This is a genomic window from Propionimicrobium sp. PCR01-08-3 (assembly GCF_030286045.1).
Classification (GTDB): domain Bacteria; phylum Actinomycetota; class Actinomycetes; order Propionibacteriales; family Propionibacteriaceae; genus Brooklawnia.
The window spans coordinates 1504611-1529780 of sequence record NZ_CP127390.1 but is presented as its reverse complement, the minus strand read 5'-3'; the positions used below and the strand labels follow the sequence as shown (position 1 = coordinate 1529780).

Below are 25170 nucleotides of genomic sequence, written 5' to 3'. Positions count from 1 at the left end.
GTTACCGTACACCAGCGTTATCGGTATCGAGACCGGGATCGGCGCCGAGTTCGAGCTCGGTGCTGGTGCCAAGCGTCCAACTCACCCCGTGGTTGCGTTTCAGGAAATTCAGCCAGGCGCCCCCGGGCCCGGCGCCGAAGTTGGTGGCCAAGGTGTCGGGATCACCGATCACTTCGATCCGGTAGGGGCCGGTCAATGATTTGTAGTCGACCGTGATGGCCGAACCTGCCTGACGAATCGCGGTGCGCGCGCTCAACCGGTGATCGTTGACCGATATCGACTCGGCCCCGGCCAGCCACAATCCGTTGATAACCTGGCGAATGTCCTGATCGACGATGATCCCCGTCTCGTCATCGGGACTGTCGGTGATGATCAACACGATGCCCGGACCCGAAACCGGGATCACGCCGGACATGACTTGCGCCGAGTCATCGAACCGAACCTGTTGGCCGAGTCGGTCCTGCTCCAATTCGTGCACCTGATTGGCGAGCTCATCGGCTTGGGCCTGAAGCTCGGCGTTGCGCTGCTGAGCGGCGTTGATCTGGCTGATCAGATCGGAGCGCTCCCCGGCGGCGTCATCGGCGCCTCGTCCGGTTCCCATGGACGAGGTGGCGAACATCAACCCGGCAAGAAAGCAGATCGCGAGCATCAGCCAGCGCGATCGTCCGCGTGCCGGCCTGTGCTCGCCGTAATGGACGCCGTACTCGGGCTCGATGGTGTCGCGCTGGATCGAGGTGAGCAACTCCATCGAGGCATCCGGTGGACGCCTCTTCGCAGGAGCCGCAGTGCCCTTCTTGGCGCTCATCGTCAGACGGCTCGTGACCTGAGCTTGGGCATGGTGCGGGCAACTTGCAGGGTCTGACCGACATACATCAGGCCTGCCCACCAGTACAGGAAGGCTCCCCAGATGGCGAACGCCCAACCGATGACGTTGGCCGCGGGCGAGATCACCCAGGAGCCCGCTCCCAGCAAGATGAGCGGCAGCGCGTAGAGCAGACAGAAGGTGGCCGCCTTGCCGATGAAATTGACCGGCAGGCTGGTGAAACCGCGAGGCTTCAGCACGGTCAGCAGACAGGCCATCATGACGTCTCGTCCGGCCAGCACCACCAGCAGCCACCAGGGAATGATGCCGCGCACCGCCAGCCCGAGCACGGTCGCGAAGATATAGAGGCGATCGGCCGCGGGATCGAGCATCTCCCCCAGCTTCGAGATCTGATTGAAGCGTCGGGCGATGCGTCCATCGAGAAGATCGGTGAGGCTGGCGACCGCCAGCAGCACCACCGCCGCCACATCGTGGCTGGTCCAGATGAGCGCGAAGAAGAAAGGCACCCCGATCAGGCGCAGGAAGCTCAGCACATTCGGGATGGTCCAGATACGGTCGCTGGCGACCTGCTCGGTGGCAACCTGCTTGTCTTCGGCCGATCCACTCACTGACACGACTCCAATCTACGCGGTGCGCTACCTGGCACCGCGGCGCATCCGACCCTTGGGTTTGTCGACGGCCAAGTACCGGTTTTCGGCGGCGATCTCGTACATTGCTACCACCTGGGGCCCAATGACCGACCAGTCGAAGGCTGCCGCTTGGGCTCTCCCCCGCTCCAGGCGCAGGTCGCGTGGTTCGTTCAAGCTGGTGATGATGGCATTGGCCAGGGCGTGGGAGTTGCCGGTCCTGAAGGTGTGACCGACCACTCCTTCACGATCGGTGAGCACCTCGACGAATGCCGACAGATTGGACGCGACCACCGGCGCTCCGCAGGCCAGCGCCTCGATCAGCACGATGCCGAAGCTTTCGCGTCCGGTCTGTGGGGCAACGTAGACATCGCTCACCCCCAGCCAGCGGTTACGTTCCGCGTCGGACACGCCCCCGACGAACCGCACGCCCTCGATCGACATCTCGGGGCCGTGCCCCATGACGATGACCTCGAGATCGGGGAAATACTCTCTGACCAGCGGCAAGGAGGCCGTCAATACGTTGAACCCCTTGCGCGGCTCGGCGTAGCGGCCCAAAAAGGCGACGCGTGGATGATCGCCGCCGCGCCAGCGTCCGGGCGTCTGCTTCAGCTCGTAGTCGTCGATGGCGAGGCCGTTTCCGATCACCACGGGCACGACGCCGGTGTGGTTGCGCGCCACCTTTGCCGCCACGGATGAGACGGCGATGGTGGCGTCCAGCCTGTGCACGGCTCCGGGCAGCATCTCGTTGATGCGTTTCCAGGTCTTGATGGTCGGCGAATTGCTGTGAAAGGTGGCGGTCACCGGACGATCGGTGAGCCACAGCGTGAGCAGACCCAGGTTGGGTGCGATCGGCTCATGCAGATGAACCACATCGAAATCGCCGGCGTCCAGCCACGCTTTGGCCTTATGCGCCGGGCCGAAGCCGAAGTTGATCCGGGCGACGGATTCGTTGACCTTGAACGGCACCGCCTTGCCGCCGGTGGTGTATTCGGTAGGCGTCAGTCCGTAGTCTGCGAGCATTCCTTTGGGCGGAAAACCCGGTGCCAGGACGGAAACCCGGTGGCCTTTGGTCTTCAGCCAGCCGGCCAAGCCCAGCACGTGGTTCTGCACCCCGCCGGGCCGGTTGAAGGAGTAGGGGCAGACTAGTCCGACCTTCATGCGGTCTCTCCTGGGAAAAATCGTTGCATCATGTGCCAATCGGTGGGGTGCTCCGCGATCTGGGACGCAAAGAAGTCAACCATCTGCTGGGCCATTTGGCCAGCGCCATCGGCGCCGTGACGACGCACGATCGGGTCGCTGAAGCTCAGCCGCAAATGTTTTCCATCGAACCAGGTGACTCCGGCGTATAGATCGGCTCCGGTCTGCTGGGCTATCAGCACCGGCCCCGGCGGCACGGTGAGATCCCGGTGACCGCCGGGGATGGGCCACTGCACAGCGATACCGTGCCGGTGGAAGTCCCGGTCCGCGATCAGGCAGACCGCGCGCCCGTGCAGCACGTCGTCACCCAGGACGCCGATCAGGCCGTGCTGATCGTAGGGATAGATCTCGAACCCGAGCCGGGCCCGCAGCCTGCTGAAGTATTCATACTGCCCTGCCGGCAGCCGCTCGGCGACCGAAGTGACCGGCAGCCCGATCACGCAGGCATAGGCGCCCGCGAGATCCCAGGAGCCCATGTGCGGCAGCGCGATGACCACCCCGTTGCTCTGCTGCGCTGCGAGCAGCCCGGCCAGCTGCCCGGGATCGGCGCGCACCCGGGCTCGGATCTGTTTCGGCGTCAGGTGACCCAGCTGGAGCGAACCGATCGTATTGCGAAACCAGGAGACCTGGGCCCGGACGCGGTCCAGGTATCCTGGGACCCGGCCGGTCACCACTCCGGCATTCAACGCCCATTGCCGCAGTGGCTTCGGCGGACGAGCCGCCAGCAGCAGGCTCACGAACCTTGCCAGGGGTAGCCAGATCGCCTGCGGGACGCGGGCCGCCAGCTCGAAGGCCCATAAGGTGGCCGTTGCGCGCCGGCTCATGCCTTCTCGTCCGCATCCGGGCGCGTCGCCTGTTCGGCGACGATCGCCTTGCGGACGATCCACATCCGCTGGCCGACGGTGAAGGCTCCGGCCGCGCACAGATAGATCAACGCAACCGGCAGCGCCCAGCTCACGCCCACTCCGGTTGCGAAAGCCCCCACCAGCGACAGCACCAGGCGGTCGGCGCGCCCGGCCAGCCCGGCGTGCACCTCGATGCCCACCGATTCGCCGCGCGCCTTGGAGTACGAGGTGACCAGGGCGAAGACAAGTGCGGCGATGGCCAGCCCGCACCAGATGAGGCCGTCGGGCCGGCTGGCGTAGTAGAGCGCCAGCCCGCCGAGGATCGCGCCATCGGCCAGCCGGTCGAGGGTGGAATCGAGGAACGCCCCCCACTTCGAGCTGCGGCCCGATTCGCGGGCCATCGTGCCGTCCAGCGAATCGGAGAAGATGAACACCAGCATGACGAGCGTCCCCTGCCACAGCCAGCCCTGCGGGAAGCAGATGACGGCGACCAGGATGGCGCCGATCGTGCCCGTCCAGGTGACGATGTCGGGAGTGATGCCCAGCTTCAGCAGGCGAAGCGCCAGTGGACGAATGACCTTCGTCCACTGGGCCCGGATCTTCTCGAGCATGACTACCTTTCCGCGGCGGAGGTGGGACTTTCGCCGGAACCGAAGAGTTCGGCCCAACCGTCGGCGAACAGCTGCCGGGTATCGGCGAGGAACTGCGGCAGCGCCTTGGTGCGTCCGATCACCGGCAGGAAGTTCGCATCACCCTGCCACCTGGGCACGATGTGCTGATGCAGATGCGCGGCGATACCGGCGCCGGCGATCTCGCCTTGGTTCATACCCAGGTTGAATCCGGCCGGCCCCGACACGTGCATGATCATCTTGATGGCCTGCTGGGTGAGCTCGGCCACCTCCCAGGTCTCCTCGGGTGTCAGATCGATGTACGACGAGACGTGCCGGTAGGTGCAGACCAGCAGATGGCCCGGGTTGTACGGGTAGAGGTTGCAGATCACATATGCGGCTTTCCCGCGATGCACGATCAGTGAGTCCTCGTCGGCCTGCCGCGGCGCGCGGCAGAACGGGCACTCTCCCGCGCTGGTGTCGGCCGGTTTGGATTCCCCCTGGATGTAGACCATCCGGTAAGGGGTCCACAGCCGTTGCAGCGCGTCCGGGGTGCCGGGCAACTCCCCCGGCTCGATGACCTCGCAGGGTTGTTCGTCACTCACCGTGCGTCGCCGCCTCCGGCTGGCCGGCCGTCGGATCATCGTTGCGCCTCGAGTCGGCCCAGTGGCGGATGAACTCCACCGCGTCTGCGATCGGCACGCCGTTGCGCTGCGAACCATCGCGGAACCGGAACGACACGGTATTCGCGTCGGCGTCGGTTTCGCCGGCGATCAGCATGAACGGGATCTTCTGCTTCTGGGCGTTGCGGATCTTCTTCTGCATCCGGTCGTCGCCGGCATCCAGCTCGGTGCGCACGCCTGCGGCCTTCAGCTTGCCGAGGATGCCATCGAGGTAGTCGTTGAAGCTTGCCGCGACCGGGATACCGACCACCTGAACCGGCGCCAGCCAGACCGGGAAGGCTCCCGCATAGTGCTCGATGAGCACCCCCATGAACCGTTCGATCGAGCCGAACTTGGCCGAGTGAATCATCACCGGCTGCTGATGAGAGCCGTCGGAGGCGACATATTCCAGACCGAAACGCTCCGGCTGGTTGAAGTCGTACTGAATGGTCGACATCTGCCAGATGCGTCCGATCGCGTCCTTGGCCTGGATCGAGATCTTCGGACCGTAATAGGCGGCGCCGCCCGGATCGTCCACCACGTTGAGGCCGGACTCGTAGGCGATCTCGGCGAGCACCTTGGTCGCCTTGTCCCACTGCTCGTCCGAACCGATGAACTTGTCCTTCTTCTTGCCGTTCTCGTCGCGGGTCGACAATTCGAGGGCGAGATCGGTCATCCCGAAGTCGGCGAGCAGGCTCAAGATGAACTTGAGCAGATGACGCACCTCGTCGGGGGCTTGTTCGGGAGTGCAGTAGGAGTGCGAGTCGTCCTGGGTGATTGAGCGGACGCGGGTCAGCCCCTGCACGACACCCGATTTCTCGTTGCGGTACACGGTGCCGAATTCGAAGAACCGCAGCGGCAGTTCGCGGTAGGAACGTCCCCTGGATGAGTAGATCAGGTTGTGCATCGGGCAGTTCATCGCCTTGAGGCGGTAGGCCTGGCCGTCGTCGTCCAGCGGCGGGAACATGGCCTCGCCGTAATAGGGCAGGTGGCCCGAGGTATAGAAGAGCTCCTCTTTGGCGATGTGTGGGGTGCCCACATAGAGGAAGCCTTCTTCGATGTGCCGGGTGCGGACGTAGTCCTCCATCACCCGCTTGATCACGCCGCCCTTGGGGTGGAACAGCGGCAGCCCCGACCCGATCTGCTCGTGGAAGCTGAACAGGTCGAGCTCGGCGCCCAGTTTGCGGTGGTCGCGCTTGGCTGCTTCGGCCATCCGGTGCTGGTAGGCCTTCAAATCGTCGCGCGTCGCCCAGGCGGTGCCATAGACGCGCTGCAGCTGCTGGTTGGCCTGGTCGCCGCGCCAGTAGGCGGACGAGGTCTTGGTCAGTGCGACCGCATTGATGTAGCCGGTGTGCGGCACATGCGGGCCGCGGCACAGGTCCTTCCAGGCGACCTCGCCGGTACGTCGAACGTTGTCGTACATGGTGAGTTCGCCACCGCCGACCTCGACCGACGATCCGTCTTCGGAGGTCGCCGATCCTTTGTCGTGGATCAGTTCGATCTTGAAGGGCTCGTTGGCCTCTTCTTCCAGGGCCTGTTGGTCGGTGACGACGCGGCGGACGAAGCGCTGGCGCTCCTTGATGATCTGCTGCATCTTCTTCTCGATGGTCTTCAGATCATCGGGGCTGAGCGGCTCGGTCTGGAAGTCGTAGTAGAAGCCGTCGGTGATGGGCGGGCCGATACCGAGCTTGGCCTCGGGAAAGACGTCTTGCAGGGCCTGGGCGGTGACGTGCGCGGCGGAATGCCGGACGATGGCCAGGCCTTCGTCCGATGTCATCAGAATGGGGACGATCTCGTCGCCCTCGTTGACGGCGGTGGCCAGATCGACGGTGGTTCCGTTGATGGCCATCGCGACGATGCTGCGATCGTCGCCGAACAGATCCAGACCGGTAGTGCCCTGGGTCACCACCTGTGGTTCGGGGTTCTGGTCACGGGTGATGATGATGTTGACCGACACTTCTCTTCCTTTCGGCGGCATACCCGGCCGCCTGATTGTCGTAAGGTGCGCGGGGCGCGCACCGGGTTCTATTCTGCCCGAATCGGCGTGAAGCAGGAATTGCGGGTCATCCGTGATGATTCGTCCAAGCGCAAACGACCTCCGACCGGTACCTGCGTTGTCGCTGCCGATCGGTTGCGCGCAGCGAGTGCCGTCTCGGCCGGCGGCGGCCACCCGATCCCAGCGGCGGCCACTCGATCGTCGTCTCGCCGTGCCCGCGTCTACCGCAGGTCCCGGCTGTCACAACCAGTCGCGGCGCTTGAAGGCGATATAAAGACCCACCGACAGCACGACGATGGAGCCGACCGACAGCCACAGGCCGTACGGTTCGTTGTAGCCGAAGTAGGGCAGATTCTGGCCGAACCAGCCGGTGATGGCGGTGGGCACCGCGATGATCGCGGCCCAGGCGGCCAGCCGGCGCATCACGACGTTCAGCTGAGTGTCCTGCAACGACATATTCGTCTCGAAGATGGTGGTCACCAGATCACGCAGCGAATCGGCCCAATCGGCGGCGCGCAACGAATGGTCGTAGAGATCGTCGAACCACGGGTCGAGCGCCTGGTCGGCGTCGGTTTCGCGGCGGTGCCGCATGATGGACGCCACCACCTCGCGCATCGGCACCACTGCGCGGCGCAGCCTGACCAGGCAAGAGCGCAGCCGGTAGATGCGCCGTTGCAAAGAGCGGGACCCAGCCACCTGCTCGAGCACCTCGTCCTCAAGGTCCTCGACCACGTCATCAAGATCCTGGGTGACCTGGAAATAGCCGTCGATGACATAGTCGAGCATGCCGTGCACCAGCATCGGCGAACCGTACTGCGAGATGAAACCGTCCTCGTTCCAACGCTCCACGATCTCGTCGAAGCTGAAGTCGGGGTCGTACCAGACACACACCATCCCGCGCGGAAAGACGAACGCCGAGAGCTTGGTGAGGGTGAGGTCGCCGGGCAGCGCCGTAGGTGCTTCACCTGCGGCGAGTGGTGAATCGGCAGGCATCATCGCGGTGCTGGTGCCCGACCACTTTGCCGCATAGACGGTGATGAACGAATACTTCGGGTAGCGGATCGCCTTCGAGCGCTCGACGTGGTTGAGAGCGTCCTCAATGGCGGCGGCGTTGATGCCCAATTCGTCGCCCAGGCCGGCCAGGTCGTCCGTGCTCGGGTTCTGTAGCCCCACCCACAGCACCTGCTCGGGGTCGGCGAGCCGATCGGAGATGGACGCGAACTCGATGTCGGTTTCACTCACCTGGTCGTTTCGCCAGACGATCGAGTGAATCACGCAGTCGGTAGTCACCTGCCCCATTGTTCACCGGGCGGGGAAATAGTGGGTCGTCCCTCCACGAATTCGTGTCCTGCCGTCTCCCGTTGCGTACGGAATGCGGGTCGGCGCAAGAAATACGTCAGACACAAAACAGATGCGCCGGCGGCCGATGACCCGAAAACCAATCCTCTACGAACGCGGACACCGCCACGGATACGTATCGCGTCGCGAAGAAATATCGCGTAAAAGCCGACCGACGCCGCGGGGCGACCCAAAAATATGATATCACTTTGATATCTAAATATTGAGGAGGACATCATGTCGAATGAGATGCCCGAAATACCCGATGAGGCATCGGTTGGCGGATTGGCCGCGGGCAAGCCGGTGGGCCATGAGGGCACTCGGGTGACGATAGCCGAGCGTCCCGCTTGGACGATATCGGGCGCGCTGGCATTGCTGTTGGCCATTGTGGTCTTGGCCGCCTCGACCTGGGGAATCATTGACACCGGGGTCGACTACGATGCGGGCCGACAGATTAATGCGCTGGTGATCGGCGGATCCATCCTCGGATATGTGGTGGCTTGCCTGGCCTTCACCTCGCTGACGGTCGTCGCGCCCGGCGACACCAAGGTCGTGCAATTCTTCGGACGCTACATCGGCACGATCCGCAAGCAGGGCCTGCTGCTGACTGTTCCGCTGTCGAACAAGAAGAAGGTCTCGGTCAAGGTCCGCAACTTCGAGACCAACGAGTTGAAGGTCAACGACGCCGATGGGAATCCGATCAACATCGCGGCCATCGTGGTCTGGCAGGTTGCCGATACCGCGAAGTCGGTATTCGCCGTCGAGGCATATGAGGATTTCGTCGCGGTGCAGGCCGAATCTGCCCTGCGGCATGTGGCGACCTCACACCCGTATGACTTCGCCGAACCGGGCGAAGAGAGCTTGCGTGGTTCGACCGATTTGGTGTCGGGCGAACTCGCCGATGAGGTGGCCGCCCGCATTTCGATAGCGGGCCTCGAGGTCGTCGAGACGCGCATCTCGTCGCTCGCGTACGCGCAAGAGATCGCCCAGGCGATGCTGCAGCGCCAGCAGGCGTCGGCGGTGCTCGCCGCCCGCAGCAAGATCGTGGAGGGCGCGGTCGGCATGGTCGAGCAGGCATTGGACCGGTTGGAGAGCGACGAGGTCGTGTCCTTGGACGACGAGCGTAAGGCGGCCATGGTCTCCAACCTGCTCGTGGTGCTCTGCGGCGATTCCCGATCGACCCCGGTGATCAACACGGGAACGCTCTACGGGTAACCAAGGATTCTTGCCATGACAAGCAGCGACGAAGAGGTGGCCCGAGGTGATGAGTCTCAGGCCACCGATTCGGCTTCCGAAGCTCGCGATGAATCTGCTTCCAAGGCTGATCCGGATCGTGTTCGGTCGGAGGTGACCATGCCATCGGCACCCGCCGGGCAGCCTGCGGGCAGTTCTCCGGGCGGAAAGAGATCGGCGAAGCCATCACGCAAGTCGGTGCTGCTGCGCCTCGACCCGGTCGTCTATGACGCGCTGGCCAAATGGGCCGCCGACGATCTGCGCAGCGTCAACTCGCTGATCGAGAAGCTGCTGCGTGATGATCTGAAGCGATCCGGACGCGCAGTGAAAGCGGGCCCGATGCGCAAACCCGGGCGTCCGCGGAGCAGTTGAGCGGTGACGTCACCCGCCTGGCATAACTACTCTGACGCCAGTCGGTCCACCTGCCGGCCACGCCAGCCTGCCCGTCTTGAGATAGCGGCGCACAGAATACGAATCCGCGCGCGAGAGTTTCCATATCTGATGTTGCGGGTCACGTTAATGACAGGGTGTCACTCCCCTGCCGCAAGCGCCTTCTTACCGGCGTCGAGCACCTCGATGATGCGATCGACATCATAGACGCAGCCGCCCCAGGTGCCGCCGGAGACATCCTGCAGCGCCGCCCACAACCGGGTGTCGTCGGGCAGGTCGCGATCGGGTGCAAGCCCCGGATAGATGTCCCTGGCCGCCAAGACCTCGGCCCCCTGCTCGGGCGACAGCCGCGCGTCCGGGGTACCGACGAAATCGAGTGAGCCGGTGAGCTTGCCGGTGTCGACGATGATCTGGACGATGTCGCCGTCGCGCAGTTTGCCGATCGGACCGCCGGCCAGGGCCTCGGGCCCGACATGCCCGAAACAGGCACCGGTCGACACGCCGGAGAACCGGGCGTCCGTGATCAGGGACACATGCTTACCGTAGGGCACCTTCTTCAGTGCCGAGGTGAGTTGGTAAGTCTCCTCCATGCCGGTGCCGAGCGGCCCGGCGCCGAGCACGATCATGATGTCGCCCGCGCCGATTTTCTGCTGCTTGATGGCGGCGATGGCCGCCTTCTCGCTGGTGAAGACCTTCGCCGGACCGGTGTGGCGGAACACGCCGTCGGGGTCGATCACGCTCGGATCGATGGCCGCCGACTTCACCACCGAGCCCTCGGGGGCGATATTGCCGAGCGGGAAGGTGATGGTGGACGCCATGCCCTTCGCCTTGGCGCCCTCCGGCGACAAGATGACGTCATCGGGATCGACTCCGTCGACCTCGCGCAGCCTCCGCCGCAGCACCTGGCGACGCTCGGATGAGGCCCACCAGTCGAGGTTCTCGTCCAAGGTCTCACCGGTGACCGTGAGCACGTCGGTGTGCAGCAGCCCCAGCTTGCGCAGATACAGCATGGCCTCGGGCACCCCGCCAGCCAGATAAACGACAGGAGTCGGATAGTCGACCGGGCCGACCGGCAGCACGCTCACCAGCCGCGGCACGTCGGCGTTGATGCGCGCCCAGTCGTACACGGTAGGCACATTCAATCCGGCGGCGAAGGCGATCGCCGGCAGATGCAGCAGCAGATTGGTGGAGCCGCCGAAGGCCGCATGCAGCACCATTGCGTTCTCGATGGCGTGGTCGGTAAGGATGTCGCGGGTAAAGATCTTGCGATGCTTGAGATCGAGCAGGGCATCGGCGGACGCCCGGGCCAGGTCATGCCAGATCGGTTCGCCCGAGGGTGCCAGTGCCGAGTGCGTCAGGGCCAGACCGAGCGCCTCGCCGATCACCTGGCTGGTGCCGGCGGTGCCGAGGAATTGGCAGCCGCCACCGGGAGACGCGCATGCCCGGCAGCCGGCATCGGCTGCATCGTGGAAGGTCATCTCACCGGATGCGTAGCGCACGCCGATGGTCTGCACCGCACCGTTGTCCTCGCCATCGGATGCGCGCAGCGTGGTGCCGCCAGGAATCAGGATGGTTGGGTCTTTATGCATGGACGCGAGCGCGATCATCATGGCGGGCAGGCCCTTGTCGCACGACGCGATGCCCATCACCGCGCGGCGGGTGGGCAACGAGCGGATCAGCCGGCGCATCACGATGGCGGCGTCATTGCGGTACGGCAGCGAATCGAACATGCCGGCGGTGCCCTGGGATCTGCCGTCGCAGGGGTCGGAGACGTAGGTGGCATACGGCAACGCACCTTGTGCGGCGACCTCCTGGGCGGCCTCGTTGACCAGTTCGGCGAGTTGATAGTGGCCGGTGTGCAGGCCCAGGGCGATCGGGTTTCCGTCGGCATCGGTGGCGCCGCCCGCGGTGCTGATGATCATCACGGCATCTTTGTTCACGTCTGCTGGGTTCCAGCCCATGCCGACGTTCATGGTCATGCCGAACAGATCACCGCTGGGCGCGCCCCTGAGCTGCTCCGGTGTTATCGGAAGGCTTCCGGCGGGGCCTGGCGCATGCGTCCGCACCTCGTAGATACCAGCGTCGGTAGCGGTGTACAGGTCGCGCAGTGCCATGAAATCTCCCTCGGCAACGAAGGTAAGCCCGGCTCACCCGGGCGGCTATTTCGAACAAGGCCCAACCCTACCCACCTCTTGCACGATCAAGTTGCCGGGTTGCTGCTTGTTACGTCCGGCCTTGATCGGTACACCTAGATGGACCCGAAAGGCAGGATCGGTGCCTGTTTAAATTCGGGAATCACCGACGCGAGGTGCACAAAGTCGCGGTCATAATGCACCACGGAAGTGTCATTGACAAGTGCCCATGCTGCGATGAGCGTATCCATGGCGCCTGCGGCACGGTATTTTTCGGCCTCCCACAATTTGCGTTGCAGCTCGAGCACAGTCTCGACCGATGGTGTGTGCAGCAGTGGGGTCCATCCCGAAATGACGTCGCGGAAGACGTCGTAAGAGCGGACTCCCTGCTGTGCTGAGAAGCAGAACTCCAGCACCTGCGGCGGGCAGGACATAAGCTCTACCGAGTCATCAGCGTCGAGGGTGCGGATCTCCAAAGCGACTGCTTCATTGTTCCTTCGTCGAAGCACGGAATTGTCGAGAAGAACTCTCATGAGTCAAGCGGATAGTCAAGTGTCGTGGGTGGCTCGGCGTCGACTGGGAGCCGCAACAAGGCCTCGATGGACGCATGCTGGCGTGCTCGCTTCTCCACGGATTCCAAAGCACGGGTTATCGCTTCTCGGTTGGTGCGGGCGCCAGTCAACTTCTTCACGCGATCGACGAGATCTCGATCAAGGTCAACGGATGTGAGTGTCATCTTTTCTCCTCCTATATAAAATGATACAGGCTTTTATATGAGCCGTTTCCAGGTGGAGGGCGGTATTAGCCTCGTGCGGATTCACCAAGCCAGGTATTGATCACTTGGGTTGCGGCCTGCGCCAGTTCAGGACCAAAGTTCGCCGCATCGGCACGGATCTGGCGTGGATCTATGCCCGAACTCGCGAGCTCGTTGGCATGCCCGATCAGCCACTGCTCAATGCGGCGGTAGTCGGCTTCGATGTGAAACTGCAGTCCGAGTGCGTAGTCGTCCAAAGCGAATGCCTGATTCGGGAAACCTGGAGTTTCGGCCAGCCGCACGGCGCCTTCGGGGATCGCGAATTCGTCGCCGTGCCAATGCAATACCGGCCTCCCGGCAAGTGCTGCCAGTGGGGAATCGAGACCAGCGGCGGTGAGCTGTAGTGGCGCGTAGCCGATCTCTTTGCGTCCGGTTGATGTCACGGGGGCGCCGAGTGCGGCTGCCATCAGTTGGGCGCCCAGGCAGACGCCGACGGTCGGGCGCCGGGCTTCGAGCCTGGCGGCGATCGCGTCCTTCTCGGCGGTGAGAAACGGGTAGGCGTCCGTCTCGTAGACACCGATGGGGCCGCCGAGCACGACAACCAGATCTGGTGTCAACACTGCTTCGGTGGTGATTGGGTCGATGCCTGCCTCCAAGTAGTCAACCCGGAATCCGCGCGCCTGCAAGAGCGGGCCGATCAAACCGAGGTCTTCGAAGGCGAGGTGCCGAATCGCGAGTGCATGTAACGTCACCACGTCAGTATCGGGCACTGCCATGGCGATGGTGAAACAACCCGGCTGTGCGATGGTCCAGCGAAATGCTGGAATCCGTTGGTGTGAGCAGGGCGCGTGCCGGGGGCAATCTGTACCCGAGTAGGCCTTTAGCGCTACCTTGTTCCGCGCTCCGAGCCCATCGTCCGGCCTTCGGACCAATAGGCCTGCACGTGCGAGTTCGTCTTGTCGAAGCCGAACTCGTTCTTCAGGCGCGGGCGAAGCGCCTTGAGCGATCCTGCCTCTGGGGCGATCCAGGCATACCAGCCGCTGTAATCACGTGCCACAATCGTGCGGGCCAATGATTCCTTGCTCTGCCTCGGCACCCAATGAATAGTCGCGCCGGGATGATCGGGCAACGGAATCTGGTGATCGGCAGAGCTATGTTCTTCGAGGTAGCACTCGATGGTGGCCCCGTCGGGAAGTGCTTCGAAAATGGCTCCGATGGCGGGCATGGAGGCCGAATCGCCAATGATCAGATAACCAGCCGCAAGGGTGCCAGACATCTCAAATCGCGCCGATCCGTAGATCATCGCTTGCACGGTGTCTCCGGTCTTGGCCTTCGCCGCCCAAGCAGAAGCCGGGCCCGCAGGCTCATGTAAGACAAAGTTCACGTTGAATTCGCCGCTTGCCGTATCGGCGTTGAGGATCGTGTAGCCGCGCTGGTATTCACGTGCTGCGGATTCCGTGCCCGGAAACCAAAAGCGCACCCACGCGGTGGGTCCGGCGTCCAGATGCGCCAGCAGCGTCGGTGAGGTCATTCGAACTTGGACGAGGTCAGGCGCGAGCGTGGTTTTGCCGACGATGGTCACGGCGTGATCCTTCGCGCCCAACCCGCGCATGATCGCGCCCGAAACCCCGCGCTTGCCCATCGCTATTCCTCCTAGACCAGGTCGCCAAACATTGGTTAGGGTACACTAAGTATGATTCGCGAGGATAGGCGCTTCCGCTATCACAGTCCGACGATCGAAAAACTTTGAGTCACTCGGCGCAAGGCCTGGCGCAGTTCATCAGTGCCTCAGCCAACGATCGCTGAGTATCGGCGGACCTGATCTTTCACACCTGGTGTAAGCGGACGCGCGAGGGCATCAACGGCCGTTCAGTTGTCGAGGTCAACCCCACGCCGTTGCGCGACCCTGGCGAGCTTTTCGTTCTCTTCCATCGGAATCGCGATGTAGGCGCGCAGCTGGCCATCGTCGTCACGGCGCAGCACGAAGATATAAGAGATCGCGGTGAGGACGGCACCATCCTTGTCGTGGAAGATCCAGCGCACTCGCACGCGAACAAGCTTTTCGCTGAGTTCGCTGACCTCGATGAGTTCGTGACCGACTGAGGCAAGTCCGAGTTTCTTGAGCTTCGGATAGGAATCGTCCATTGCGGACACCGTCTCCGCGTGGGTCTGAGCAACAATGACGTCATCGTCGGTCAGCACGGTTGCTGGATTTCCCCACAATGCAGCAACACGTTCCGCATCGAACGAAGCCATCGCAGCGGCATATTCACTCAGGTAGCCGTAAATCTCGGCGTTCTCGAAAGTCATGTATCAACGCTAGTGGCTGAACCGCCTTGGTGTGCGGACGCGGATGGTCGGGTGCGAACGGCTTCTACTTTCACCTGTCCGGGGATCGGTGATCTTCATATCGGCGAACAAGGGGCCGATGAAGTTGTCATTGATCTCAAGCTGATTGTCGCGAAATGCACGTCGGACGGCGTCAAGTGCTTCAGAGAACTTATCCGGCTGGAACTGGTTCGTAAAGAGATCGACATCGGCCGACGGCCGGTCACCCATGCCATTGGACGAGATCGCGTATCCACCTGCCAGCACGAAGCCGTAGGATTCTGCTGCACGAAGGGCGATCTCCGCAAGGCGCCGGTGAAAATCACGCATTACGCGCTCTTGACAGATGAATGAGCGAGCTCTGGGAATTTGCCTTGCCATATTTTGTCGACAACGGTGTGGCAGGTTGAGGGATGGCCAAAGCCCGATGAGGGTATCTCGATCCAACAATGAGACTTGATCGGCGGAGGTGCCAGAACGCACAACACGGGCATAGAGAACGAAGCGATGCTCAGGATCAGCCAGATCGTAGATCGGGCGCATGCTCGTGTCGATATGGCCGCCGACTTCGACCAGGCCCGACAAGGGGCCACGCAGATCGTCCAGTGAATCCGGTGTCGCATACGGAATGTGATCTTCGTAGCGCCAGCCGCGCTGGATGGTCGTGTCACTCATAGCGGTCTCCTTTCCCCTTGCCCCACCATGTTACGGGAAGGTGATTCAAACTCTGGAGTGAGTTTGGACGCCACTTGGTTCGCTTGTTAGCCTGGCTGCATGTTCTTGTGAGTTCTTGCCATCCTGCGTCCGCGGCGCGAATGCCCGGCAGGTCTCAACTCATCTTCAAGGACATGACATGAACTCACTTCCCCACTTCGACGGCGCGGCTTCCGGCACCCAGCTACGTATCGACGGCGTTTCGCTTTCTTTTCCCGATCGCCGGGTGCTGACCGACATTTCGTTCGTGGCTTCCGCGGGTGAGCGCGTGGGCATCATCGGCGAGAACGGATCGGGCAAGTCCACCCTGCTGCGGATCATCGCCGGCTTGCTGGCACCGGACTCCGGATCGGTCACCGCTACCGGACCCGGCGGCATCTCCCCCACTATCGGTCTGTTGCATCAAGAGGCGCCCTTTCGCACCAACGACACGATCGCCGAGGCGCTCGAGTCAGCGGTTGCGCCGGCCCGCCAGGTTCTGCAGGACATGGATCGCTTTGCGGCACTCATGGCCGAAGATCCGGACGACGAGAATGCGGCGTCCGGCTATGCGCAGGCTTTGGACGATGCCGAGCGGCTGAGCGCCTGGGAGACCGACGCCCGCATCGCGTCCATGCTGGCCGGACTCGGCCTGGACGATCTGTCTACCGACCGCCCCACCGGTGAGATCTCCGGTGGCCAGCGCGCTCGCCTCTCGCTGGCGTGGCTGTTGCTGAGCGCCCCCGATGTCTTGCTGCTCGATGAGCCGACGAACCATCTGGACGACCGGGCGACCGCCTACCTGCGGGGTGTGCTGCTTGCTTGGCGCGGTCCGGTGTTGCTGGCCAGCCATGATCGCGCGTTCTTGGACGAAGCCGTCACCACCCTGATCGATCTCGATCCCGCTCCGGTCCCCCATTCGGTGACCGGCTCGCTGACCGGCGACGGCCCGGGCTCGGGCATCGGCGTGACCAGATTCACTGGCAGCTATTCCGAATATCTGGAGGCGCGGCGCCTCGCCAGACGGCGCTGGGAGCTGCAGTACCGCGACGAACAGGCCGAGCTGAAAAGGCTGCGGGCCCAGGTACGCGACAATCACCAGGTCGGCCACGAGAACTGGAAGCCGCGCACCGAGGTACGGGGCGCGGCCAAGTTCTATTCGGACCGCAATGCAACGGTGGTCTCCAGGCGGGTGAACGATGCCAGGTCGAGGCTGGACGATCTGGAACAGCGTCAGATCCGCAGACCACCGGCCGACCTTCAATTCGGTGGATTGACCGTGGGCCGGTCTCAAGGAGCGGCACCCCACGCCGGCTCGTCGGTTCCCGGCGCCCGGAGCGAGAGCTCCCGCCGCGAATTCAGTGGTCCGGTGCTGGCCGCCTCCGATGTCGCGGTCGCCGGGCGCCTCGCGTCCACGTCGCTGACCGTGAGCGCGGCAGAGAAATGGTTGGTGACCGGCCCGAATGGGTCGGGAAAATCAACGCTGCTGAAGGTGCTCGCGGGCATGCTCCAGCCCACGGGCGGTTCGGTGAATGCTCCTGCCGGATTGCGGATCGGGATGCTCAGCCAAGACGTGGACCTACCCGATCCGGTCGGGCGTGGCGACCAGCGCACAGTGCGGCAGACCTACCAGGATCTGGTCGGTGAGGAAATCGCTGAGCGCGCGCAGCTGTCGAAGTTCGGGTTGGTTTCCGGACGTGACGAGAACCGGCCTCTGGCCGCGTTGAGTGTCGGGCAACAGCGCCGGCTGGCACTGGCAGTGGTGCTGGCCGATCCGCCCGACGTCCTACTCCTGGACGAACCGACCAACCATCTCTCGTTGCTGCTGGTCACCGAACTCGAAGCGGCGATCCCCGGCTACCCGGGCGCGGTCGTGGTCGCGTCCCACGACAGATGGCTGCGCCGCAATTGGACTGGTCTGCGTCTTTCTTTATCAGGTATCGAATGACCTCAGGGCTCCGGAAAGGTCGGCAGACCAGGAGCGACGCGACTATATGGGCTTCCCAAACTTGGCTGTCGTTTTCTTGAACAGAACATCCAATCTTTCGAGCATGCCAGCAGATACCCCTGCATCCTGGAATGCATCGTGGGCCTGCTCCCGCACCCCGGTAGCGACTTCCCGGACGATCACGAGAATCCGGTCCTCATCGAGCCCCGTCCGGCGGGCCAGCTTCGCCCAGTGCGACTCCTGCACGGCTTGTGCGATCGTCGCTCCCGTGATGGGCATCGCCAACCGCTTGTCCGTCAACTCCGGCCACACGGTCGTGGGAACAGCGTCGTACAAAGGCGCGAGTGACATCGACTGACCCAAAAAGATCGAGTAGTTCTTCCCGTGCGCATCTGCGTTCCCGATGGCGGTGTTGTAGGCCAACAGCCGGACGAAATCGTATGCCGAATCTGTAGAAACCCGATCCCACAGCAATCGGATCGCCTGGTCAGCGCGGATCTCATATTTCCTGTCCGCCGAAATCCCGAGGGCTTGTGCAACGTCCTCCATATGGACCCGGTGCAAAGCCCCATCGATCTCGGCCCGATCAAACCTCTCGGTGACATATGCCTGTTGGCTGCGGAACTCTAATACGCTGGACTTCGCTGCCGGCAATCCAATCCTTGATGCCAGTAACTGTCCGCCATGTTCAAGAGAAATGGTCTCGTCCAGCCAGGAAAGTTTCGGCTTCAAAATATGGGTGGAGGGCCGGGAGATCGTCGGCCACACCCACGTTTCTCCGATCCGGGACAGCGAGAATTTTCCCTGCGCCCCGGCCAAAGACATGCGTGCCTTGCCCAGCTGTTCCCGGTTCAGCCACATATCTGGATTCCGTTGGATGGCGGCAATCCGAGCTGCGATTTCATCATCGGAGGCCACTTCCACTGGTGTGCTCACACGTTCCAAGGTTTGGCCCTCGGGCAGGAAAGACAGTGCACCAGCCACATCTTCGCCCACTTGCCCCAGCAGGTCGAACGGGGTGTTGGGGGTTTGCAGTGAGTCGGACCAGAGTTGCCTCACACGGGGGTTGTTGGGCAGCAAATTGTCCAGGAATACTTCTGGAGCACGCCTGGTCCACCCGCCAAGCCTGGGCAACGAAAGCGATACCGGATATTCGGGTGCATCGTCGTCGTAGACGAACCTGACTCGGCCGGCCTCGCGGGTGAAGACCCCGATATGCAGCCCGTCCCAAAACGTCTCCAACGCGTCAGCCATGGGTATCCTCCTTCAATCTGCCATCGGTGCCGTAGGCCCATGGTTGGTAGGCGGGGATAGCACGGGGACGCAATCCCAACACTCTTAGAACATCCAGTGTTTTCTCCAACTCCGCTCGGGCGTGCCCCTTCTCCAAGTCGACGACGAACCGTCGGCCGACGCCGGCTTCTTGGGCAAGCTCCGCCTGGGTCCAGCCCTGCCGGGTGCGTGCCTCCCGAACCACATCGGCAAGCCGGTCCACAGTGTCGATAAACGGTTGCGTCTCCATACCTCAATCGTATGCGGCATGTGCGCGTTCGGGAACAGAGTGGAGGCCGCAGGCCGGTTCGGTGGGAGCAGCGTCATTGAAAATCGCGCGAGCGATGGGTGACGTCTATGGTCACCGGCTCAAGACGGTCGGCCAGCAGGTTGACGATTCCTTCCGGAGAGCGTTCCAGCTTGCCCCGGACGATCAGTGCCGCCGACGATCGGGCGATACGCCGGTAACGTTGCCACAGCCCCCGAGAGCAGATCACATTGATCAGGCCGAATTCGTCCTCCAGGTTCATGAAGGTGATCCCGGACGCGGTCGAGGGGCGCTGCCGATGCGTCACCAACCCTGCCGCCTGGACCCGGCGTCCGGATTCAAAGGTGCGCAGCTCGGCAGAGGTCAGAACCCCGCGCTTCGCCAACTGATTGCGGATATGGGCGATCGCGTGGTCATCAACGGATACCCCGGTCGAAGACAGATCATCGGACAGGCGCTCCAAGCCGGTCTGGTCTTCGAACAGCGGCGGCTGCAGCGGATTGATCGTGCCCGGCAAGGTATCGGCCCGGTCAAGGGCTGCGGTGCCGGCGCGCCACAAGGCCTGTCGCCTGGTCAATCCCAGCGGGTCGAAGGCTCCTGCCGTTGCCAGCGCCGTTAGCTGCGCCTCGGTCACCCCGGTCCTGCGGACGAGGTCCTCCATCGAGCGGTACTTCCCCGCCTGTTCGCGCTCGGTGACGATGCGTGTGGCCAGATCACGTCCGATGCCATGCACATTCGTTAATCCCAACCGCACCACGAAGTGACCATCGCGGCGATGCGCGGCCCCCTCGTCGGGCTCATTCGGGTCGAACTCCCCTACTGGCGGCTGGTAGCGCTCCAGACACGACGCCATTCCGGTGGGCCCGGCCTGCCTACATTGAGACCGCGCATTATTCAGGGGCGAGGGTGTGCAGGAGAGGCTCGTTTCATTACCGGAATGAGCGTGATCTGGATCGGAGATTGCTGCAGCTTTCGCCGGTAGCCGTTCGGGTGCGTGTTCACGATCTGTGGCCGGTACGGCCGAGGGTATTTCATTTGTTCCGAGCTCGAGTCCGGCGTCCACCCCGGAGAGCAGTAAATCGGGCCGCCTCACCTCGACCCCATGCCTGCGGGCATCGGCCGTCAATGTCTCCGAAGAATAAAAGCCCATCGGCTGGGCCCTGAGTAACCCGGCAAGAAAAGCCGCCGGATAATGCAGCTTGAGCCACGAACTGGCGTAAACCAATAATGCGAAACTCAGCGAATGTGATTCGGCGAACCCGAAATTGGCGAAGGCCTGAATCTGGTTATAAATAATATCGGCCGAGTCATCGTCCAGACCATTGCGTTTCATGCCGGCATAGAGCCGCTCCCGCACCGATTCGATGCGCTCCAGGCCGCGTTTCGAACCCATGGCCCGGCGCAGCAGGTCGGCGTCCTCACCGGAGCAGTCCCCCACCGCCATGGCCATCTGCATCAGCTGCTCCTGAAAGACCGGCACCCCCAAGGTGCGGGCCAAAACCGGCTCCAGTTTGGGGTGCAGGTAGCTCACCGGATCGCGCCCGAGCTTGCGGCGCACGAACGGATGCACCGCCCCACCTTGAATGGGCCCGGGCCTGATCAGTGCGATCTGAATCGCCAGATCATAGAATCGGCGCGGCTGAAGCCTCGGCAACAACCCCATCTGAGCACGAGATTCGACCTGAAAAACACCGATCGAATCGGCTCGGCACAACATGTCGTAGACGCTCTTTTCCTCCTTCGGCAAGGTGGCCAACTCCCACACCTCACCGGTCGAGCTCTGGATCAGATCGAAGCAATGCTGCAGCGCAGCCAGCATGCCCAACCCCAGCAGGTCGAACTTCACCAACCCCATCCAGGCGGCATCGTCCTTGTCCCACTGGATCACCGTGCGGCCCGGCATCCGGGCATGCTCGATCGGCACCACTTCCCCCACCGGACGCTCGGTCAGCACCATGCCGCCGGAATGAATACCCAAATGCCTGGGTGCCTTCAGCAGCTGGTTCGCAAGGCTGGCGACCTGGGATGGAATATCGTCACCCGGACCGCTACCAAGAGATATGTCATGGCGTTCGAGATCACGCGAGAATGCGTCCTGCTGGCCCGAGGAATATCCGAGCGATTTCGCGATATCGCGTACCGCGTTCTTCGGGCGGTACTGAATGACATTGCAGACCTGGGCGGCACGTTCGCGTCCATATTTTTCGAAGACCCATTGAATGATCTCCTCGCGGCGATCGGAATCAAAATCGACATCGATGTCTGGTTCTTCTTCACGCAGCGACGACAAGAACCTCTCGAACGGCAGGTTGAAGAAGATCGCATCGACAGCGGTGATGTCGAGCAGATAACAGATCGCCGAATTGGCCGCCGAACCCCGGCCCTGGCACAAGATGCCCCGGCGTCTGGCCTCGGCCACGATGTCATGCACGATCAAGAAGTAGCCGGGAAAATCCTTGGTCTCGATCACCTCCAGCTCATGGGCGATGCGGGTGCGTCCGGCATCGTCCAGATCGGGATACTTGCGCGGCACCGCCTGCCACACCAGCTCACGCAGCCACGACATCGGCGTGTGACCGGGCGGCACTTCTTGTTTCGGCAGGGCGGGTTTGGCCCGGCGCAACGGAAAAGCAAGCTCATCGGCCAACTCGACGGTGCGTTCAACAGCATCCGGGTAACGCGCGAAAAGCTGCTGCATCTCTGCCCCCGAGCGCACAAACGCCGTGCCTGCAGCGGGCAGCCAACCATCGAGTTCATCCATGCTGCGGTTCGCCCTGACCGCGGCCACCGCCTGAGCCAGCTGATGCTTGCCGGGGTTCGCATAGTGCACGTTACCGGTCGCCACCACCGGCAGCGTCTGCTCACCGGCCAGCTCGGCGAGCACATCGTTGTGCGTGGAGTCCATCGGATTGCCGTGGTCGGTCAACTCGACGTAAACCTGTTCGCGTCCGAAACGATCGACCAGGTCGGCCATTGCCCGTGAGGCCTCGGTGGGCCCACCTGCCACCAGCGCCTGCCGGACCGTGCCCTTGCGGCAGCCAGTCAGAATCACCCACTCGCCATTGGCACGATCGGCCAGATCATCCAGGTCATAGACCGGGCGCCCCTTCTCCTTCCCGGCCAGCTGGGCAGCAGTGAGCGCACCGGCCAACCGGTGGTACCCCTCCTCGCCGCGAGCCAGCACCAGCAGATGACTGCCGACCGGATCGGCAACCCCCTTCTGCGGTGCAGGTAGCTCCAGTGAAAGTTCTGCCCCGAAGATGGTCTTCACGCTGGTCTGCTCGGCGGCTTCCGCAAACCGGACGATGCCATACAGCCCGTCATGATCGGTCAACGCCATCCCGTACAGCCCCAACCGTTCGGCCTCCTCGACCAGTTCGGCGGGCCCGGATGCGCCGTCCAAGAACGAGAAGGACGAATGAGCATGCAGTTCGGCATAGGGCACGCCATCTTCGGGACGCACGATCGGCGGTGCCTGATAGGGACCACGTTTCCAGGAGAACGGCGCATCCGATTCGTCGGGTTTCTTGCGCCCGGTCAGCGTCCCCTCGAGTTGGCGCCAGGTGATCGGCGGATTGTGGTAGCCCATCAGTCGTACCTGCCTTCCGCCCACCACGCACCTTGGGCGTCGAGCACCAGCAGCCAGGCGCCGCCCGTGGCGTCCGCAACCTGAAAGCGGCAATTTTGCTTGGCGTGCTCACCATCCCAGCCGCGTTCGTCGACCGGCCAGGGGCCCGCCCAACTCGCCAACTGCAATGTCACGGCGCCCACCGATAGCTGTACCGGGACGCTGGTCAACAGCAGCCGGTCATTCACCCGAACTCTGGCCCCATCGGCATCGGTCACTTCCACCCGGCGAAGCCCGGGAAAAACCGTGGCCGGTAGCGGATCGGGCAGGTGCCCTGGCCATGGACGATCGGCCGGCCTGGGTGAGACGACCCGATCGCCCCATGGCACCAAGAGCTGACGCTCGGCCAATTCGCGGCCACCGCCTATCGCTGGTGTCACCACCGATTCATGGCCGAGCATCGCCTGCACCCTGGAGAGCACATGATGAACCCGCTCGTCGGAGCCCGAACCGAACAGCCCGGGCGCGTGATGGGCGATGGCATCGGTCGCCACCGGTTCGAGACGCACCCGTACCAATCCGCTGCCGATCACATCTCCTGCGGCTGCCTGCAGTTGCCAGCGCACCCGGTCGACCACCCCCGGCGCATCGAAGCAACCAGGGTGGGCCCAGACCCGTTCGGAGTACTCGCCTTGCTCGGCCTGCAAGATCACCCGAAGCTCGGTACATACCAACTGCTGGGCGGCCAGCGAGGCGATGAAATCATCGGCGGTCGTCTGCATACTGAAGGCGACCTGCTCGGCCAGCGCCAGCGGCGGATCGAAATCGATCTGCCGGGCGAAATCACGAGGCTGAACGCGGGGAACGATCTCGCGCAGGTCGTTTCCGCGGGCCAGCTCATGCAACCGGACGCCATGCTCGCCGAACCGGGCGCGCACATCGGTGGTCGTCAAGCCCGCGAAGTCGCCGAGTTTGTGGATGCCGAGCCTGGGCAGCAGTTCACTCAGCTCGGCATCGTCCAACCGGTCGACCGGCAAAGGTGCCAAGAACTCACCCGATCTGCCGGGAGGTATCACCGCTATCGGATCGGCGAATTGTGCTGCCTGCTCGGCGGTGAACAAGCCATCGGCCACTGCCGCCTTGCCGCCCGCGATACCCAGCTGGTGGGTCTGTTCCAATACCGTGCAGGCTGCCTGGTCTTCACCGCCGTAGTAACGGGCCGGTCCCCTGGCGCGCATGGCGGCCAACCCCGGGCGCACGATCTGCACCTTCGGCGTCACCTGCTCGATCTGAACCACCAGCGGAGTGAACATCAATTCGTCGCGCACCGGGTCGGCGGGCACGATCTGCAGTTTCGAACACCGGGATTGTGCCTCGCGCAGGCGATGGCCGGTTTGCACGCCTTCGGCGCGTGCGTCCGGTGAACAGGAGATCACCCGATTGGCTTCGACGATCGCCACCGCGCCGGTGTGCGGACGCTGGTCAGATAGCCACCAAGCGGTAACCGGCCAATCAGGAAACAAGGCGACCAGGCATCTGGTCGGGGTAGATGCGGTATTCATTGGCCCACCGCTTTCATGAACCGAGGCAAGAACACGAAGGTTTCCCGCGGTCCGAAATAGCAGAGAACAACTTCTTGATGCGGGCCCCGGGCCTTCCCATGCATGTGATGCTGGCTGTTCATCAGCTCACCGCCCTCAACCTGGGACGTGACCGGAACTGATCAGAATCTCGTTCGGGAGCCTCGGCCGGTCGTCCGTGGGCATCGGGCAGGATCATCCGGGCGATGCGCGGCATGGCTTGGCGCTTGTCGACGGCACTGATCACCACCTCACGAGAGCTCAGGTAGCCGTGGCCCGAACCCAGCCCCGACCAATGCCTCTCGGTGAGAGTGAGAGTCATCTGTGTTCTGGGCCACTCTCCGCAGACCAGCAACACTGCTGAACGCTCCCGAAGGCGGGCGGCGAGCCGGTTGGCGTCCGCATCTGGCACCCGCCCAGGTGGACGCACGGCCACTACCGGCAGCGCCTCGGCCAGCGCGGCCACCACCGAAAGCCAACGCTCCCCCGGTTTCGGTACCAGAACAAGCCGATCCAATGCGACCCCCGCACTGCGGGCGGCCTCCGTCCCCAACTCAGGGACGCCCACCACCCCGCACCACGCGCCTGCCTTCGAAGGTTCGGCCAACAGTGCCAGGAGCAAGGAGCCACCTGTTATCGAATAGGCGGCGCCGGGCTGCAAGCCGCCATCGAGAAGGCCTGTCAGCACCGGATGCACCGGCACTTTCTGCTGCAGCCGGGTGCCGGCGGCTGCCTGAGTATGCAGCCGCCGCAGAAGGTCCCCCTGGGGAACCGGTCGAGCCGCAGCAGAGTTGACCAACACCCTTCTACTATCGAACAAGAGTTCGAAAAAATCAAGAGGGACAATGCCGTCAATCGAAAGTATGCACCGGTGGTCGGAGGGAGAGTAATGACGTGCCAGTTCGC

Annotated in this window: 23 protein-coding genes; 3 read left to right on the top strand and 20 right to left on the bottom strand. The window is 63.3% G+C overall.

From position 1 onward, the window contains the following. Window position 1 precedes the first annotated feature (1 nt). The 8 genes from QQ658_RS06960 to QQ658_RS06925 all read right to left on the bottom strand — a co-directional run bounded on the left by QQ658_RS06960 (window position 2) and on the right by QQ658_RS06925 (window position 8050). Window positions 2–805 (bottom strand): DUF881 domain-containing protein, encoded by an 804-nt coding sequence (locus tag QQ658_RS06960; protein ID WP_286026921.1) that lies wholly within the window; start codon window positions 803–805, stop codon window positions 2–4. A gap of 2 nt (window positions 806–807) precedes the next feature. Beyond that, complete coding sequence (gene clsA / locus QQ658_RS06955; RefSeq protein ID WP_286026920.1) at window positions 808–1437, bottom strand: cardiolipin synthase ClsA; 630 nt, start codon at window positions 1435–1437, stop codon at window positions 808–810. 21 nt (window positions 1438–1458) lie between these two features. Next, complete coding sequence (locus QQ658_RS06950; RefSeq protein WP_286026919.1) at window positions 1459–2610, bottom strand: glycosyltransferase family 4 protein; 1152 nt, start codon at window positions 2608–2610, stop codon at window positions 1459–1461. Then, complete coding sequence (locus QQ658_RS06945) at window positions 2607–3473, bottom strand: LpxL/LpxP family acyltransferase (protein ID WP_286026918.1); 867 nt, start codon at window positions 3471–3473, stop codon at window positions 2607–2609. Before QQ658_RS06945 ends, QQ658_RS06950 begins: the two co-directional genes overlap by 4 nt. After that, on the bottom strand, window positions 3470–4105 hold the full coding sequence (pgsA, locus tag QQ658_RS06940) for a phosphatidylinositol phosphate synthase (RefSeq protein WP_286026917.1): 636 nt from the start codon (window positions 4103–4105) through the stop codon (window positions 3470–3472). Before pgsA ends, QQ658_RS06945 begins: the two co-directional genes overlap by 4 nt. Before the next feature lie 2 nt (window positions 4106–4107). Continuing rightward, window positions 4108–4707 (bottom strand): HIT family protein, encoded by a 600-nt coding sequence (locus QQ658_RS06935; RefSeq protein WP_286026916.1) that lies wholly within the window; start codon window positions 4705–4707, stop codon window positions 4108–4110. Beyond that, window positions 4700–6721, bottom strand: a complete 2022-nt coding sequence (thrS, locus tag QQ658_RS06930; RefSeq protein WP_502928941.1) for a threonine--tRNA ligase — start codon at window positions 6719–6721, stop codon at window positions 4700–4702. Before thrS ends, QQ658_RS06935 begins: the two co-directional genes overlap by 8 nt. 279 nt (window positions 6722–7000) lie before the next feature. Then, entirely contained in the window at window positions 7001–8050 is a 1050-nt protein-coding gene (locus tag QQ658_RS06925) for a magnesium transporter CorA family protein (RefSeq protein WP_286026915.1), read from the bottom strand. A 285-nt stretch (window positions 8051–8335) separates the two neighbouring features. Here QQ658_RS06925 and QQ658_RS06920 point away from each other — a divergent pair, with 285 nt between their 5' ends. Both QQ658_RS06920 and QQ658_RS06915 read left to right on the top strand, forming a co-directional pair. Then, on the top strand, window positions 8336–9313 hold the full coding sequence (locus QQ658_RS06920; protein ID WP_286026914.1) for an SPFH domain-containing protein: 978 nt from the start codon (window positions 8336–8338) through the stop codon (window positions 9311–9313). A gap of 15 nt (window positions 9314–9328) precedes the next feature. Further along, window positions 9329–9703 carry a type II toxin-antitoxin system antitoxin gene (locus QQ658_RS06915; protein WP_286026913.1) on the top strand — a complete coding sequence of 125 codons (375 nt, stop codon included), beginning with the start codon at window positions 9329–9331 and terminating at the stop codon, window positions 9701–9703. Between the two features lie 158 nt (window positions 9704–9861). On the opposite strand, the gene QQ658_RS06910 is transcribed toward QQ658_RS06915, so the two are convergent. The 7 genes from QQ658_RS06910 to QQ658_RS06880 form a co-directional block, all read right to left on the bottom strand. Beyond that, the gene (locus tag QQ658_RS06910; RefSeq protein WP_286026912.1) at window positions 9862–11835 is read right to left on the bottom strand and encodes a YjhG/YagF family D-xylonate dehydratase; all 1974 of its coding nucleotides are present in this window, start codon (window positions 11833–11835) and stop codon (window positions 9862–9864) included. 134 nt (window positions 11836–11969) lie between these two features. Next, window positions 11970–12386, bottom strand: coding sequence for a PIN domain-containing protein (locus tag QQ658_RS06905; RefSeq protein WP_286026911.1), 417 nt, complete (start codon window positions 12384–12386; stop codon window positions 11970–11972). Continuing rightward, window positions 12383–12589: a type II toxin-antitoxin system VapB family antitoxin gene (locus QQ658_RS06900; RefSeq protein ID WP_286026910.1), complete on the bottom strand. Its 207-nt coding sequence runs from the start codon at window positions 12587–12589 to the stop codon at window positions 12383–12385. The genes QQ658_RS06905 and QQ658_RS06900 overlap by 4 nt, the downstream gene beginning before the upstream one ends. A 65-nt stretch (window positions 12590–12654) precedes the next feature. Beyond that, window positions 12655–13377 (bottom strand): glutamine amidotransferase, encoded by a 723-nt coding sequence (locus tag QQ658_RS06895; RefSeq protein ID WP_286026909.1) that lies wholly within the window; start codon window positions 13375–13377, stop codon window positions 12655–12657. Between the two features lie 116 nt (window positions 13378–13493). After that, on the bottom strand, window positions 13494–14249 hold the full coding sequence (locus QQ658_RS06890; RefSeq protein WP_286026908.1) for a siderophore-interacting protein: 756 nt from the start codon (window positions 14247–14249) through the stop codon (window positions 13494–13496). 227 nt (window positions 14250–14476) lie between these two features. Further along, window positions 14477–14917 (bottom strand): DUF6841 family protein, encoded by a 441-nt coding sequence (locus QQ658_RS06885; protein WP_286026907.1) that lies wholly within the window; start codon window positions 14915–14917, stop codon window positions 14477–14479. Between the two features lie 9 nt (window positions 14918–14926). Further along, window positions 14927–15610 carry a nucleotidyl transferase AbiEii/AbiGii toxin family protein gene (locus QQ658_RS06880; RefSeq protein ID WP_286026906.1) on the bottom strand — a complete coding sequence of 228 codons (684 nt, stop codon included), beginning with the start codon at window positions 15608–15610 and terminating at the stop codon, window positions 14927–14929. 178 nt (window positions 15611–15788) lie between these two features. Between QQ658_RS06880 and QQ658_RS06875 the strand changes: the two genes are divergently transcribed. Next, entirely contained in the window at window positions 15789–17576 is a 1788-nt protein-coding gene (locus QQ658_RS06875) for an ABC-F family ATP-binding cassette domain-containing protein (RefSeq protein ID WP_286026905.1), read from the top strand. 42 nt (window positions 17577–17618) lie between these two features. Here the strand turns inward: QQ658_RS06875 and QQ658_RS06870 are convergent, their stop codons facing one another. The 5 genes from QQ658_RS06870 to imuA' all read right to left on the bottom strand — a co-directional run bounded on the left by QQ658_RS06870 (window position 17619) and on the right by imuA' (window position 25066). Further along, on the bottom strand, window positions 17619–18830 hold the full coding sequence (locus QQ658_RS06870; protein ID WP_286026904.1) for a HipA domain-containing protein: 1212 nt from the start codon (window positions 18828–18830) through the stop codon (window positions 17619–17621). Beyond that, window positions 18823–19098, bottom strand: coding sequence for a helix-turn-helix transcriptional regulator (locus QQ658_RS06865; RefSeq protein WP_286026903.1), 276 nt, complete (start codon window positions 19096–19098; stop codon window positions 18823–18825). The genes QQ658_RS06870 and QQ658_RS06865 overlap by 8 nt, the downstream gene beginning before the upstream one ends. Before the next feature lie 73 nt (window positions 19099–19171). Next, complete coding sequence (locus tag QQ658_RS06860) at window positions 19172–22705, bottom strand: error-prone DNA polymerase (protein ID WP_286027055.1); 3534 nt, start codon at window positions 22703–22705, stop codon at window positions 19172–19174. Beyond that, window positions 22705–24246 (bottom strand): DNA polymerase Y family protein, encoded by a 1542-nt coding sequence (locus QQ658_RS06855; protein WP_286026902.1) that lies wholly within the window; start codon window positions 24244–24246, stop codon window positions 22705–22707. The genes QQ658_RS06860 and QQ658_RS06855 overlap by 1 nt, the downstream gene beginning before the upstream one ends. 121 nt (window positions 24247–24367) lie before the next feature. Continuing rightward, window positions 24368–25066, bottom strand: coding sequence for a DnaE2-dependent mutagenesis accessory factor ImuA' (gene imuA' / locus QQ658_RS06850; protein ID WP_286026901.1), 699 nt, complete (start codon window positions 25064–25066; stop codon window positions 24368–24370). Between the last annotated feature and the right edge of the window lie 104 nt (window positions 25067–25170).